Origin of the sequence: Poriferisphaera corsica, assembly GCF_007747445.1 — a bacterium.
GTDB lineage: Bacteria > Planctomycetota > Phycisphaerae > Phycisphaerales > Phycisphaeraceae > Poriferisphaera > Poriferisphaera corsica.
Genome location: NZ_CP036425.1, coordinates 1217334 through 1232287, shown reverse-complemented (window position 1 = coordinate 1232287; position 14954 = coordinate 1217334). Strand labels below are relative to the sequence as shown.

General features: G+C 48.0%; 12 protein-coding genes. 5 read left to right on the top strand and 7 right to left on the bottom strand.

Annotated elements, in window-relative coordinates; translation table 11 throughout:
• Positions 1-108 precede the first annotated feature (108 nt).
• Entirely contained in the window at positions 109-1821 is a 1713-nt protein-coding gene (locus KS4_RS04950) for a tetratricopeptide repeat protein (RefSeq protein ID WP_145075453.1), read from the bottom strand.
• Between the two features lie 254 nt (positions 1822-2075).
• On the opposite strand from KS4_RS04950, the gene KS4_RS04945 reads away from it, so the two are divergent.
• The 3 genes from KS4_RS04945 to KS4_RS04935 all read left to right on the top strand — a co-directional run bounded on the left by KS4_RS04945 (position 2076) and on the right by KS4_RS04935 (position 5522).
• Positions 2076-3530, top strand: coding sequence for a hypothetical protein (locus tag KS4_RS04945; RefSeq protein WP_145075451.1), 1455 nt, complete (start codon positions 2076-2078; stop codon positions 3528-3530).
• A 315-nt stretch (positions 3531-3845) separates the two neighbouring features.
• Positions 3846-4430: a hypothetical protein gene (locus KS4_RS04940; RefSeq protein ID WP_145075449.1), complete on the top strand. Its 585-nt coding sequence runs from the start codon at positions 3846-3848 to the stop codon at positions 4428-4430.
• 480 nt (positions 4431-4910) lie between these two features.
• Positions 4911-5522, top strand: a complete 612-nt coding sequence (locus KS4_RS04935; RefSeq protein ID WP_145075447.1) for a hypothetical protein — start codon at positions 4911-4913, stop codon at positions 5520-5522.
• 72 nt (positions 5523-5594) lie between these two features.
• Here KS4_RS04935 and KS4_RS04930 read toward each other — a convergent pair whose 3' ends face one another.
• Both KS4_RS04930 and rsgA read right to left on the bottom strand, forming a co-directional pair.
• A complete protein-coding gene (locus KS4_RS04930) occupies positions 5595-7145 on the bottom strand; it encodes a PSP1 domain-containing protein (protein WP_200761587.1) in 1551 nt (516 codons plus the stop codon).
• 307 nt (positions 7146-7452) lie between these two features.
• The gene (gene rsgA / locus KS4_RS04925) at positions 7453-8547 is read right to left on the bottom strand and encodes a ribosome small subunit-dependent GTPase A (RefSeq protein WP_145075444.1); all 1095 of its coding nucleotides are present in this window, start codon (positions 8545-8547) and stop codon (positions 7453-7455) included.
• Between the two features lie 223 nt (positions 8548-8770).
• On the opposite strand from rsgA, the gene KS4_RS04920 reads away from it, so the two are divergent.
• A complete protein-coding gene (locus tag KS4_RS04920; RefSeq protein ID WP_145075441.1) occupies positions 8771-9253 on the top strand; it encodes a hypothetical protein in 483 nt (160 codons plus the stop codon).
• A gap of 231 nt (positions 9254-9484) precedes the next feature.
• Here the strand turns inward: KS4_RS04920 and KS4_RS04915 are convergent, their stop codons facing one another.
• The 3 genes from KS4_RS04915 to metF form a co-directional block, all read right to left on the bottom strand.
• Positions 9485-9955, bottom strand: coding sequence for a DoxX family protein (locus tag KS4_RS04915; protein ID WP_261341887.1), 471 nt, complete (start codon positions 9953-9955; stop codon positions 9485-9487).
• Between the two features lie 147 nt (positions 9956-10102).
• Positions 10103-11848, bottom strand: a complete 1746-nt coding sequence (locus tag KS4_RS04910) for a hypothetical protein (RefSeq protein WP_145075435.1) — start codon at positions 11846-11848, stop codon at positions 10103-10105.
• Between the two features lie 128 nt (positions 11849-11976).
• Positions 11977-12906, bottom strand: coding sequence for a methylenetetrahydrofolate reductase [NAD(P)H] (gene metF / locus KS4_RS04905; protein WP_145075432.1), 930 nt, complete (start codon positions 12904-12906; stop codon positions 11977-11979).
• 339 nt (positions 12907-13245) lie between these two features.
• Here metF and KS4_RS04900 point away from each other — a divergent pair, with 339 nt between their 5' ends.
• Entirely contained in the window at positions 13246-13962 is a 717-nt protein-coding gene (locus tag KS4_RS04900; protein WP_145075429.1) for a glycosyltransferase family 2 protein, read from the top strand.
• Positions 13963-14086: 124 nt separating this feature from the next.
• Here the strand turns inward: KS4_RS04900 and KS4_RS04895 are convergent, their stop codons facing one another.
• Positions 14087-14512, bottom strand: a complete 426-nt coding sequence (locus KS4_RS04895; RefSeq protein WP_145075426.1) for a DUF2203 domain-containing protein — start codon at positions 14510-14512, stop codon at positions 14087-14089.
• Between the last annotated feature and the right edge of the window lie 442 nt (positions 14513-14954).

The following is a 14954-nucleotide window of genomic DNA, read 5'->3' as shown; positions in this document are numbered from 1 at the left end:
GCTCAGACCAAACACCGGAAAAGCAATTTTCCATACGTGACAAAGTTAAAAATAAAACCCTGACCAGCTCCGATAGTAGGTCAGGGTTTTTCATTCACCAAAGCAAAATCACCTCTGGTTAACCAAACCTACATTCTCATGAATCCATATTTCCGCACTCTCTGCGATCTCGTATGCCCGGCTATCAGGCTTCGCCACACGCTTTAAGCGCTCAGCCGTCAGTATCGCCTGATTATATTTATTCAACCTCATCATCTTTAATACCCGCCCCAGCAATGCAACCTCATCATCCGGATACACCGTCAGCACCAAATCTGACAACTCTGCCGCTTTACCATTCTCATTATTCTGCAAGTAAAACCGTATCAATATCCGCCCCACATTCGCCTTGTTCTTCTCACCTTTCACCCCTTTCAGCAACTTAAGCATCCCCTGTTCTGCCTCTTGCCCTCGCCCGCCATTCCGCATTAATTCTGCCAACTTCGCATAATCATCCAGCACAACTTCATCACGTTGCTCTTTCAAGTGCATAAATGCCGCGACAGCCTCATCCCACCGCTCATCCTTTCTCGCTTCCAGCAATTCAGCCCAGTAACCCTTTATCATTGCTTCCTGCCCGCCTTCATACTTCATATATCGCTTCATACGCTCACCAAAACCCGGATCCACATCTTCTACAGCGGCCACCAAACTCGTATCCGTCGCTTGCCGCTGCTCGCCCATCTCAACAGCGTTCCCAATAATCTGCTTAATCACATCTTCCCCATACACATCGACAAGCCGCCTGAACTCCTCACCTGCAAACGCATACCTTGCCTGCCCCAAACGCGATATCGTTTCGATCTTCGTCTCAATCTGAGCACCTTTTTTCTCCCATCGCAACAAATCGACCTCTGAGAGCATATCCCCAAACAGCTCTGTATCTCGCTCCCATTGCTGAGCCATCTCTTCGCCATAAACATCTCTCAAAACCAGCCAAGTCACAACCTCCGCCATCCCATCTGTAAACCAACGTGAATGTAACGGCTGAGCATTCAGTCGCCTGATAATAGCCAGCTCCGCGATCTCATGAATCGCTACACCACGTCCGATCCCACGATCCTCTTCCTCACCTCCAAACAAAAGCAGCGTCAACCCTTCAAACGCATCTACTAAATCTTTTCGCTCACCCTGCCTCACACCACCACCTGTCTCTACCGGCACAACCATCTCAACCCCGTCAATCACCTGCTGTCCCGTTTCCGACCCAACTTTAAACGACACTTCCACCTTGCCTCTACCTGTCTCCGGATCAATGCTCACGCCCGGCACTGCACCACCCTTTTGCACATACTTAAATACATCGTTCCGATCGACAATCGCAAACACCACCTCACCTTCAACAAAGCTCAGCGTACCATTAACACCTAACAACTTTTTCAAAAAATCGGCCGACGAACTTTTCGCCACCGTCTCCGCATGATGACCACCCACAAGCCCATCAATCATCGCAGTAATCTGATCTAAATCCTTCGCTAAAACGGCCGCCTCAACACGATCCCCACGATCCCGCTCATCAACCTTCACCAGCCAAGCTTCAATTTCTTCACGCTTATCCGATAGCTTTTCTTGATACATCACGCGAAATCGGCCACGCCTAGCTTCGTTCAACTTCAACTCTTGACCATAATCACGAACAAACGCGTCAAATGCTTCCCGTCTAGCCTCTCCTCGCTGCCCTTCACCCCGTGCCCAATCCACACCCAAAGCCCCAATCGCGACAATCACCGCAACCAAAATCACCAATTTTTTCACATCTCTTGCCAGCGCAAAACGCCTCATAACACACTCCTTACCCTCAAAACAACAATTACACGAATATCCCTGCTTTACCAAACCAATTAAAACCTGCCCCTGAAAAGTCACGTCATACATCTTATGCCCACTCAAACCGTACAACCACCACAATAATCAACCCTCACACAGCACTTCTGCTTCGTTGGCTTGTATTTTCATGTTAGGATATATATCCCCCAATATCCCAATCTGACACAACCCACCATAGCCCACACCACTTCAACAATCCTACTTTAAATATGTACCAATCCTCACTCCATCTTCATCACCGCATTCCCCAAGTAATCGCCTGGCCAATCCTCCTCTGCATGCTTTTTTTCCTCACCGCCTGCACCTCTCCCGATCCCTACGCCAACAATCTCATCAACCCTACAACCTCTAACACAACCACATTAAACACCAACCTCAAGAACATTCGCAGCAACCAAAACTACAACCAACTCCCTCAAATTTTCACACCCAATCCCGAACTCGTACAAATCGCCCAAGTCTCACGCATCACCTTACCCTACGCCCGTTCTCTCGATCAATCTTGGAACATCATCGACGAATCCACCATTCCTCCCATCACCCGCGCCATGTGGCAAAACAACGGCCTTCGCGTCGGACTCATTCCCAAATCCGAACTCGCCACTCTCCTCGACTCTCTCCCCGGCATCATCAATAATTACGACACCGAGATCGCCGCAACTTCATACCCACTCCCCGTCCGTGCCTCTGCACGCATACGTGAACCCATCACACTCGACCTCAACACCCCACCTTACACCAACAACACCAAATCACTCTCAAAAGGCAAACTCCAACTCCTTGCACAACTCGTCAACAACAAAAACAACAAAGCTTCACTCCAACTCACACCCCACCATTACCTCCCCAAAACAACCCTCGAAGAGCAAATCGAAGCCATCCGCCGCCAGCGACTGTACCAACAGCGATACAACATCACCGAAAACGCCAACCTTCCTATTTCACTACGCTCACCTCTCGAATCCGCACTCGATGGCATCATCTATGACGACCTCTCACTCACCGTTCACATCCCACAAGATCAGTTTCTTGTCGTCGGTCTTCATTGGCCTTGGCGCGAACAAATCCTTGCCGCACAAAAACAAGCCCAAGAACTTGAACGCCAGCGAAAGCAAACCCGACTCAATAAAACGAAGAACGCGCTAAAATCAAACGCTAATCAACAAATCAGCATGCAACCTCAAAACCACACACCAATTGAAGAGATCGACCTCGCCCCAATCGATGACCTCAACGACCTACCGCCCGATGTCCAGCTACCCCCACTCCCACAAAACCTCGGCCGCGCCCTCTTCGCAGACCCATTCGGTAACTTCCCCACGCAAATCATCCTCATCATCAATATCACCAACCCCGACACCCCCATCAACCTCCCCGCAAAACCAACCTACAAAGTCCTCCAATCACTACCCAAACGACCCACTGACACAACCAACTCCTCAACAACCATACCTGCCACCAGCAACAATGCGGCCCGAATCACCCCACCCACACTGACCTCTCAGTTCCTGCCAACCACAACTTCCGACACCCAAATCGAATACAAACTCAACAGCAAACTCCCAGCTCCCCCCAGTCTCCCCACCAACGATACAACAGAAGATCACTCACCATCCACTCGCGATACCCTTCTCCCGCCCCACCCTCAGCAAACAGAGCATTAACTGCCTACACGAAAACGCCCTCATTCTTGCAAATCTACAAATTCTCGCTCATTTCGTAACTGTTTTCCCTAGTTGCATCACATTCCATATATATTAACTTTACTAACAATACGCTAAATTCAATCAAATGACGTGCCGGCATGCCCGTAGGAGAGCTGCCTGCACCCTATCAAGCGAGGAGAAAGACCCCCCATTTCAACATCGTTTAACAGCCATTAATTTTTGCTGCGCACGTCATATGATTATCGCCAGCAATCATTCTTTTTATTGGCAAAATATCCAACCAGGCAAACACAATCACGAGGAGAAATCGAGATGCTACGTCTACATACCCTTATACTCTGTACCGTTTTATTCCTGACGCTTACCTTCACACAAACCAAAGCCACTGCCGCAGAAATCATACTCAACAGCGGCCTCGTCTCATACGTCAACAACCTCGATATCGACGGCCAAACCTATGACGTCTCCATCGTCTACTCACAATTCATCCAAAGTTGGCAACCCGGCTCCAACTGGGACTTTGCCTCCAGCAACGCTCCAATATTTTGGCAAAACCCAACCGGTGCACAGGCCGCTACGCAAGCTCTTATCGACGTTCTGTCTGACAACTATGCCACTAATAACGTCTGGGACAGTCATGTCGGCAACTTTGTCCTGACCGATGAAATCGTCGTCCCATACGACCACACTCAATCCGGCCTCATCGTCTCTTACTTCGACCAAGATCGTCAAGACCTCACAACTGACACCCTCGTCACCGATCAACACACAACCACCGCCGCATGTATCTACGCAACCTTCACACTCGTCCCCGAACCGACCACTGCCACCATCCTTCTCTCACTCTCAGCAATCCCACTCCTGCGCCGCCATCGTAAACACATCAACCATAATTAACTTCAACGCGTCACCACCTAATAAAAACGCTCGTGTTTTTACGCGGGTGTTTTTTATTTTGAATATCCACATCAATTCAATCATTTCTCACATAGCAAAATCAAATGGATTCCGAAATCATCGAAATAGTCAAATTTAATAGATACAAATAAACTGTGCATTTACGACCACAAAAAGTATTCCCAAAAACCCACATTCAATAACCTATTTCACACTAACTTACTCTCAAATTCACTTTTTTTTATTTTCCACTTTTTTTTAAGTCTATTACAATTGAAATACTCATTTTCCGATGTATCTTATTTGCATTACTTTGTTAATACGAGTGGTTATGTATCTATTCACAAATATCTCAATTCATAAGCCTCAATAAAAACATGATCGTTTTTGCCAAATCTAAAACTAGACCCAAAGTATCATTTTCTCAATCATGAATCATATTTTAAGCAGACAAGCATTCTTTCGATGAGGAAACATCCTATGGAGAAACCGACAAAATTCTTTTTCAATCTATGCAGCGCACTCGCCATAACCGCAAGTGTAACAGCCGCACCAATGGCAATCACCAATCTTGCTGGCGAAGCGATTGCTGTTGAGGGTGTCGAATGGGATGGCGTTACCTACACCGCCCATTTTGTCAAAGACCCAGCTCCATTCAAAAATATTTTCGACAAAAACAATGATGGCGACTTTGACGACCCCGGTGAACTAGAGCCCATGTTCATCAAAAACGGTGGCAGCTGGACCGGCGTGGGATCAGCAGCTAATCAGATCATGGCCGCACTCGGCGACTCGCTATACATCAACAACGATGTTGAAAGCGACTCGTTTATGATTCCATACAAGATCACCAGCCAAGGCAGCCAATGGAAGCCAGGCATACGGGGCGATCTCGATGAAGAAAATAACGTTGATGCTCTCAGTAGCGAAACAGCGATCCAGTCAATCAATATTTGGTATCCAAGTGCAACTAAAAGCGAATATCGCCACTGGGTTACCTTCACCGTCACTCCAGTTCCAGAACCCGCATCAACCTCATTACTCGCATTAACCGCGCTTCCACTACTCATGCGTCGCCGCAACAAAGCCTAACCATCAATTAGACCTGAAATAAAACATAAAAAAACACCCACGCCTAAGCATGGGTGTTTTTCATTTCAAGCTTTACTCGCCTCCGCTCGGTTTATCGCCTCCCCCACCCTCTTTACCTTCCCCTTCACCACCACCTCTTCTTCTCCGGCCACCACGCGGTCGTCGCTTACGCTCACCTCCACCCTCATTCTTTTCTCCTCCCTTACTCCTCTCTCCACCCTCACCACGCGGGCGCCTTACACGTTCACCGCCACCATCACTTTTCTTATTCGGTCGCCTTCGCGTTCTGCGACGCTTCGGCCTCGTCCCTTCTTCATTCCTCTCAACCTTCTCACCAACTCCGTCCTCACCCTTCGCATTCGCATCCCTTCTCGATACCTTCCGATCTTCATCACGCTTTCTTCCCCCACGATCACGACGATCGCTTCGCTCTCGCCTGCTCGTTCCGCTTCGCTCCCCGCTTTCCCCCTTGTTTTCATCGCGACGCTGACGCGATGGTCGCCGATCCTCACCACTCCCTCTCGTCTTGCCAGCCTCTCGATCTCCACGAGACCGTCTTCCTCCACGTTCCCCATCTTTCTTGTCCTCAAATCGCCGACTCTTCTTTCGCTCCGCAGCTTTTGAATGTTCCTTCCAACGCATCTCCTCCCGCTCTTTCTCAGCCTCGCGCCATTCCTTTGCTTCTTCCTTATCCAGCACCCTACACTGCTCTACAGGATAAGCCGATGGCGGATTGATCCCAATTTTAACCAACGCTAATTGCGTCAAAATCTGCGTATTCCAAACCACACCAATCCCATCCTCAGTCTCCACCAAACTTTTACGTGCCGGCAGATTCTTCTTTAATTCACTATACGTCTTGTCCTCATACCGCAAACAACACATTAACCGGCCACAACGTCCCGAAATCTTCTGAGGATCCAATGTCGCTTTCTGCACCTTCGCCGCACGCATCGACACCGGCTTCAGCACCTTCAAGAACTGCTTACAACAACAATGCTGCCCACACTTCTCATAATCCGCAACCAGCCGCGCCTCCTCACGAGAATTTACCTGACACATCTCAATCCGTGTCTGCATCGTCCCCGCCAGCTTCTTCACAAGCTCCCGAAAGTCCACCCAATCCTCAGCCACGTAGTAGAAAATCACTCGCTCACCGCCCAAAAGATACTCCACATCAACTAGCTGCATCTCCATGTCCAGCTCTTTGATATACCCCCTAGCTTCCTTCATCGCTGCGATCTTCCCCGAATCCATCTCATTCTGCGTATTCAGATCCTCCACCGTCGCAATCCGCAGCACCTTTCCCTTATTCGTAAATGGGTACTCTTTTCCACCCGACATCTCGATATAGTCCAGCATCTGCTGTCGACTCACCGAAGATCCACACCCGCTGTTCGGGCATGTCGTCGTCAGCAGCGTTGCCAATTCCGTACCCCGATCTGTCCTGATCACGAGCTTAGAACCACAGCCCGGACGCGCTACACCGTCATACGTCAGCTCTGCGATTTTCTTTTGAAATCCATATCTAACCACCACCGACTTTGGCAGCTCCGTCTTCTCATGGCGTTTCCGCTCTTCGTCTTCCAACATCACCGGCAAAGGCACTATGCTTCCAGCCATCTCTATTTACTCCGTGTATATCTTCATCAAACCTGCCCGCCCCCCATTCTCCCCTCTCCACCAACTCATCCCCAAAAACTCAACACAAAATGGGCGCAATCCCCCTACCCCCAAACGTATACATTGGAACAGGTTTGCTTCAATTTCAATTGTCGCCCAGCTACTTTTTAGACTTCCACCGCTCGCTAGACAAAGCCGCAGAGTTCATACACGGATATTGTGTCCCAACATCCTACTTCTCACACCCCATACCAGCAACATTTCTCCCACACTTTTCGACCAAATTCCCAAACCACCCCTCTACGATCTACCGCCGTTTCCCACCTTTTCGCATCTGCACATCCCGAATCTTGATCGAAAGTCCCTTCAATCGCTCCTTTTCAGCCCGATTCACACCTTTCTCCTGCCGCTCCGCCAATCGTGACATTTCCCCCCGCATCTTCAAATAACTCTCCAGTCGCTCCTGCTTAATCTCCCCAGATTCAACCCCCGCTCGCACAGCACACCCCGGTTCATGCGTATGACTGCAATCCCCAAATTTACACATCCCTGCCACATCATCAATCTCCGGAAAGGTCGCGTCCACTCCCCCTTCATCCCCCCAAAACGCCACTTCCCGGATCCCCGGATTATCAATCACCATCCCCCCGTTTGGCATCATGATCAGATCCCTTTTTGTCGTCGTATGCTTTCCCTTGCCCACCGCATCACTCACCGCTCCCGTCACCTGCAATTCCTCACCCAGCAGCCGATTAATCAGCGTCGACTTCCCTGCCCCCGACGAACCGATCATCGTAATCGTCTCCCCAGCATTCAAATGCCTCCGCACGCCATCCATCCCAACCTCATCGTCCATCCCAACAACATGCACCTCAACCCCACCCGTCCCTCCCACCACATCCATCACTTCTTTCACCATCTCATCACGCTTCGCCTGCAAATCCGCCTTCGTCAGTACAATCACAGCCTTCAGTTCACAGTTATAAATCAGCGTCTGGTACCGCTCGATCCTTCGCAGATTAAAATCGCCATCCAAACCACACACAATCAGCACCGCATCCAAATTCGACGCCATCACCTGTTCTTCAACCGCAGGCCCCCCTTCCTTCCGACTCACCCCTGCCGCACCACGCGATAGCGCATTCCGCCGCGGCAGCACATCCGTAATCACATTCTTCTGATTCACAACCACCCAATCACCTGCCACTGGGTAAAACTTCGCACGCTTCAATCGCCCCGCAGCCTTCACCATCCAACTCTCATCTCCCCGCCTCACCACAAATCCCTTCCGCCTCACACCACTCACCCGCGCAATCTCAGCCATATCAAAACCCAACCGTTCTGCCTCCCCTGCAAAATGATCGTCCCACCCCAATCGCGTCAACAATTCAATATGACTCATTCATGATTCCTTCTGACAACCAAGCGTCCTCACCTCGATCAGACACACACTCCATACTCATTGTATCCCATATTGCCCTATCACTTCATCTCATCACAAAACCATCACTCCGCTTTTAGGCTATTCCCCACCTTCCTGTCCTCATGTCCCACGTCACTCCTACCATTGCTTAGCCTGAAATTTAAACCAAACACCTACACACTTTTTCTAGCTGGAGAATGCCATGACTCATTTTATTCAATCTAAATGCATGATGATTTGTACCTCATTTTTCGCCAGCTTCTTCATTATTGCTGCCGTAACTACAGCCCAACTCACCCCACTCCAAAATAACACCAACACCAGCGACAACGAAAACGAAAACAAAGACGTTTCTGACGACACAAAAAAGACCGACGAAAGCATGACCGACGACGAGATCGTCCAACTCATCACCGACAGCATGGCCGAAAAACTTGACCTCGATGACAATCAAAAAGCCAAAGTCCTCGAAATCAACAAAAAATACATTCCTCAAATGCGCGATCTCAAAAGTTCCGATGAACCACGCTTCAAGAAATTGCGCAAATTTCGTGAAATCTCACGTGCCAGACAAAGTGAACTCAAGGAAGTTCTTACCAAAGAACAGTATAAAAAGCAGGAGCAAATGCGTGAGCAATTCATTGCGATGATCAAGGAACGTCGCCAAAAGCAAAACGACGAATAACGATTCCGAACACGCTTCATAATCCTCAGCTTCAACTGAGTGTTTTCTCATATATCCACCTACCTTCACCCCTACCTCAGCACACACGATCATCCATCACCTCATCAATGACTCAAGAACACATCATCGAATTGCCCTTTAGCCCGCCAATATAAAAACCCGAACACTCGCGTACTCGGGTCATACATCATCTTGATATTTTCAATATCTAATCTGCCGCTGCATCATTCATTACTGATCAACCACTGATTTTTCTTTCTGATCTTTTGTTTTACAACCTTCACTTGCACACGATTTTCCCCTACCAATCAACCGATCTACACTCCACGCCCCAGCACCATTCGCCACGATAAACAACATCGCACCCAACAGCGCCAAGTTCTTCATGAATGCGATCGTTTGCATCTGCCGCTCTCCAGCATCCACAAATGTCCAAAAGTCATGAAAATAATATGTTGCAAGCACCAAAAACACCGCCAGCAGCCCCGCGCCAATCCGCGCCTTGAATCCTACAAACACCAGCGCACCGCCCACCACCATAAACACGATCGCCCCCACCAGCATCACCTTCGGCATCGGCATCCCCTCACTCGCCATATACCCCGCCATACTCTCAAAGTTCGGCACCTTATTCCCCAAAGCGCTCATCACAAAGATCAACACCAAAAAAAGCCTCCCCAGAACCGATAAGCCCCCTTTCATCACACAACACATACGCATCTCCTTTTCTTTATTAAATCAACATCCCCACTTGTCCAATTCCATCAACAATCGCTTCCCCACCACTTAAAACCTCAACTCGCCTCCACCTAACCACACATCTCACCCATCTATTCCCTCTTGTCAGTATCAATGCCCATATTCCATCACTTCCGATATGTTATAAACCCGCACCCCCAATTCGTCGTGGCCGTACTTCCCAGAATTTCCATCTCCAAACTGATCCACAACCCACAGCCTATTTTGCTCCTTATCAAAATAAGCATCATGCGTTATCATCCCCGAATCCCAACTCTGCTCATGATCCAAATACAGTTCGACATCATTCTCACCAACAAAATACGTAGCAATGATGGTCCAATCCACGGTGCAAAGGCCCTTCAATCGATACTTAAACCATTTCATCATCGGTATTGGCCAAACATACCCCCGCGTATAGACTAGCTCATCGATATTCTCATCAAGATCTAAAAATATACATTGCCGTCTACTTTGATCAAACCAACGATCATGACTACGCCACATCAACCAAATTTGCTTTTCTCCCCCTAAGTCTTCATTCAATAATGTGTCATTGCATTTCAAACCATCCTCAAAGAAATACGTAAAACCCAACCGACGATGCCCCTCCATATCAAAATCGACATCATCTGGAATTAAACATATTTCCTCCAGATAGCGCTCAGATTCAGGTCTTGCATCTCTCATCAAAACAGCCCTATCAATCACGACTTGCCTTTGCTTCATATCCAACATCACAACATGCATCGCCCACCATGTGTCTCTGAACTGTGAACCATAACCAGTCGTCATTTCTTCATATTCATCGACGGCATAACCATCCTCTATACTTGGATCTGGATCATGGAAACCGCGCCCATTCCCAGAACCACAAATCACTGCATACCGGTCATCCAATCGATGCATCTCCACTCGATCCCAAAATATCGGCAACCCCCAATCACTTTCAAATCTCTCCAGTTCACCACTCAATTTGTCATACAAAAATAACTGATCAGCCATACTGAGAACATACTTCTCTCCCTCCTCTGAAAACAGTACCTCTTTCGAACTCATGCTATTTTCGACATTAAGAAGCTCAATTCTATTCGCCCGACCGTTAGGCATTCTCACGCTAACTTCACCACTCGGTAATGCCGCGGTCACCAATCGTCTATGCTCTAGCCCCTGTCCATCTACATAACGCACAGCACGAAGCTCAAACCAACATGAAGGGATGTCCCACCAATCACAATCCCTGTCCTGAAGGACCTCAACAATCTCGCTATATCCCCAACGTGATGACCAATCCATCATCCCGCCAAACTTCTCAAACTCCCAACTATACTGCCGCCATCCAAAATACCCCATTGCGCCATCACCAAAAATGAACTCTTTCGTATCCGGATCAATAAACGATCGATACACCACATAACCCGCTATCGGCATGCAAAGCACCAACACGATCACCCCGCCGCCTAACAACCCCAACCACCCACCTCGCCACCATCCCCTCACCCTCACCTTTCCATCAAGTTGCTTGCCACACTCACCACAACCATCGTCCTTTCTAGTTCCAATCCTATCTCTCACCCCATACCCACACCTCATGCAATACCACTCCCCCCTGCGCACTTCTTTAATCCGTCCCCGCAATCGTTTCCATCGCCAAACATAAACCAATAACCCCAACATCAACACCAGCGTCAAAACCTCCGGCCAGAACATCACCAACACTTCCCACCAATTAATCCCATACACTTTCACCCAGACCAACAAATCATCCGGACATCCCTCCAACTGTCGAACAGCTAATACTTCTTCCCCTCGCCTCAACACTAACTCTCCCAAAGGTTCAGCAATTTTTCTTTCCATCATTTACTCCCAGAATCATTCCCCGCAAACCCACAATATCATCCCACAATCTCTTCCTTCCACGCAACAAAAAACCGCACACTCAAGCATGCGGCTACATTATTTCATCTTCCCATCAACCTAACGCATCACCCACCCAGCGCTGCACTATCCCGCGCCCCAAGATTCAAATAAATCTCTTTCGTCGCATCTGATCTATTCAACGTGTAAAAGTGCAAACCTCTTACGTGATTATCTAACAAATCTCGACACTGCTCCGTCGCCCAGTGAATCCCCACACGCTTCACCGCCTCGGCATCGCCATTCGCACGCTGCACTGCCTTTAAGAGCGATGCCGGGAACCGTGACCCCGCTGATAACTCAGCCATCCGCTTCATCCCACCCGCTGTCGTAATCGGCATGATCCCCGCAATGATCGGCACATCAATCCCCGCTAACTCACATCGTTCGCGGAAATCATAAAAATCACGATTCTCAAAAAACAACTGCGTACAAATATAGTCCGCGCCCTCATCAATTTTTGCTTTGAGGTAATCCATTTCTAGTAAACGGTTTGGCGTTCCCGGATGACCTTCCGGAAAACCCGCGACACCAATACCAAACCCCTTCTTACCATTGGGATGCTTGCCACTATCGTTGAACTTTTTGATAAACCGTACTAAATCCGATGCGTGCTGGAACGCATCCTGGCTACGATCATAACCATCATCACCACCAACACTTACTGGTGGGTCGCCGGCCAGTGCGAGGATGTTCTCAACCCCCTCCTTCGCATATCGCTCAAGGATCGCTTCGATTTCAGACTCACTGTGACATACACACGTAAGGTGTGGCACAGTCGTGATTTGTGTTTCTTTCTTAATCCGCAACACCAGATCATGAGTCAGCTCACGTGTGCCGCCCCCTGCCCCATATGTCACCGACACAAACGATGGCTTCAATGCCTCAAGCTCTTTCACCGCAGCAAATAACGCTTCTGCACTTGCTTCTGTCTTCGGCGGAAAAAACTCGAATGAAAATGTTGTACTGTGCTGTTCAAAGATATCCTTCGCGTGCATGCGATGCTCCCAATCCTTGTATTAACAAGCATTTACGTGCCTGCATGATTGATCATTCTCTTACCACTCGCCTGAATCAACACCCATATCAAAAACAAATGACTCGTGGTGAACAAGCATTCATCCGCCTATCCGGATATAGTGATGATACGCTAAAGTGTCGGATTTTTCAAACACTCCGGATCATCCATAGCATAAAAAACGATGCTAACTCCATGCTAGGCCTGAAATAAGGATTCCCAGCCATAAGTTTATCTCGAGACGTAACGATTCGCCGATGTTTTTGAATATTCGTCCGTGTAGATCTATGTGTTTTAGCATACAAACTCTGTGAGAGCCATGACTTCTGCTGACCCAAAACATCCAGTTGACTTGATCATCCCTGCATATAACGAAGAAGAGAATATTGAACCGTTAGCGGCGGCATTGCCGTGGCATCTATTTCGTCACGTTTTTTTGATTGATAACGCGTCAACAGATGAGACTGCTAAGCGCGGAATCGATTCTGGATTCAAAGTGATTACCGAGAAAAGTCGTGGTTATGGATCGGCATGCCTGGCAGGTATGGAAGCTATCCATGCATTAGATGATAAACCGTATGCTGTTGCTTTCTTAGATGCTGATTTATCCGATGATCCATCGAAACTCGGCGATGTGATTGCACCGATCCTGCGGGGGACCTCAGATTTTGTGATTGCCTCACGTACCAAATTAGCTGAGCCGGGATCATTAACACTGACCCAGCAATTTGGAAACCGCTTTGCATGCCTATTACTTAATCTTACAACAGGACAACACTACACGGATCTTGGCCCAATGCGAGCAATGCTGTACGACGCGTTGATCGATTTGGACATGAATGACAGGACATGGGGTTGGACAGTTGAAATGCAGTATAAAGCTGCGACGAAAAAGCTTCATATCACGGAGTTTGATGTGGCGTATCGTGATCGTCATGCAGGCAAATCGAAGATATCAGGTTCCATCATCGGGTCTATCAAAGCAGGCTATAAAATACTGACAACAATTGGGGTGTTGTATCTAAAACGTACGTGATCATGGACTGCATTTTGAGTCAAAAAACAGCGAAGCAAAATGCTTCGCTGTTGTGTCGTTGAGGTGCAATGCAATGAGGCATTGAATGATTTTGCGTCCCTAGACGCTGCACTATATTAAAAAACTATTTGAGATCAGCGATTGACTGGCGGCCCGCATAACCTGTATCAACTTCATGCCAGTGTTCGACCTTGTCTTCTCCTTGTTTCCAGCAAAGAAGAACTTCACGGTCCTTATGGCGTGAAGGAAAATCGACGAGGCCTTTTTCAAAATCTTTAAGTTCGGCCCCCATGCTGTGCAGTTCATCTACGAGAAGTCCAAGGCGGTCCATCAGTTTTTCGTATTCGCTATCAGGGCTAAGCGAAAACTGACTTTCGCCAAGTTCTTCGAGTCTACGACGCATCTCAACAATCTTCGTGTAGACAATCGTGATATCATCAACGATCCGCCTGACGTAGCCGAGCGAATTGTTCGCTTCTTCGATAGAGAAGAATTTCTTCCCATGATCAGCGTTGCTGTCTGCCTTGACTTGTGCTTGGTTATAAGGCATATCTCGCTTCCTATTGTTGTCAGGTAACACATTGAATTATTGAGGCTGAATCCATCAAGTCAACTAAGTTGGATGGTAAAAAAGCCAGTCAAAATACAATTGATACCTTATGTCCGATTGCACGTAACGACTCTTGTTAGGCCATGAATGCTGTTTACTAATCTGTGAGTAGAACGCGCAAGGAGCGTGAAAGATTCCAACCGGTCTGCTTTCCCTATATCGGTTGGGCGGTCCGTTCATTTGCGAAAAAAGCACCATCACATCTTCCCTAGTCAAACGGGGAAAGGTGGTGAAGAAAAGCGGACGGACGTTAAAAAGAGGGTGATAAAAAAACCTGCCACAGTTTTATTCCGTGGCAGGTTTCATTCTGATTACATTATGTAAAGTCTGATGGAAATTCTCAAAAAAAATCAAGCTAAGAAAATCCGGAGCATTATATAAG

Excerpts from the sequence above, each read along its gene's own strand:
- KS4_RS04920 (WP_145075441.1), top strand. The coding sequence starts at position 8,771 with ATGACTCATTTTATTCAATCTAAATGCATGATGATTTGTACCTCATTT.
- KS4_RS04915 (WP_261341887.1), bottom strand. The coding sequence starts at position 9,955 with ATGAAAGGGGGCTTATCGGTTCTGGGGAGGCTTTTTTTGGTGTTGATC.
- KS4_RS04940 (WP_145075449.1), top strand. The coding sequence starts at position 3,846 with ATGCTACGTCTACATACCCTTATACTCTGTACCGTTTTATTCCTGACG.
- KS4_RS04900 (WP_145075429.1), top strand. The coding sequence starts at position 13,246 with ATGACTTCTGCTGACCCAAAACATCCAGTTGACTTGATCATCCCTGCA.
- metF (WP_145075432.1), bottom strand. The coding sequence starts at position 12,906 with ATGCACGCGAAGGATATCTTTGAACAGCACAGTACAACATTTTCATTC.
- KS4_RS04895 (WP_145075426.1), bottom strand. The coding sequence starts at position 14,512 with ATGCCTTATAACCAAGCACAAGTCAAGGCAGACAGCAACGCTGATCAT.
- rsgA (WP_145075444.1), bottom strand. The coding sequence starts at position 8,547 with ATGAGTCATATTGAATTGTTGACGCGATTGGGGTGGGACGATCATTTT.
- KS4_RS04930 (WP_200761587.1), bottom strand. The coding sequence starts at position 7,145 with ATGGCTGGAAGCATAGTGCCTTTGCCGGTGATGTTGGAAGACGAAGAG.
- KS4_RS04950 (WP_145075453.1), bottom strand. The coding sequence starts at position 1,821 with ATGAGGCGTTTTGCGCTGGCAAGAGATGTGAAAAAATTGGTGATTTTG.
- KS4_RS04945 (WP_145075451.1), top strand. The coding sequence starts at position 2,076 with ATGTACCAATCCTCACTCCATCTTCATCACCGCATTCCCCAAGTAATC.
- KS4_RS04910 (WP_145075435.1), bottom strand. The coding sequence starts at position 11,848 with ATGGAAAGAAAAATTGCTGAACCTTTGGGAGAGTTAGTGTTGAGGCGA.
- KS4_RS04935 (WP_145075447.1), top strand. The coding sequence starts at position 4,911 with ATGGAGAAACCGACAAAATTCTTTTTCAATCTATGCAGCGCACTCGCC.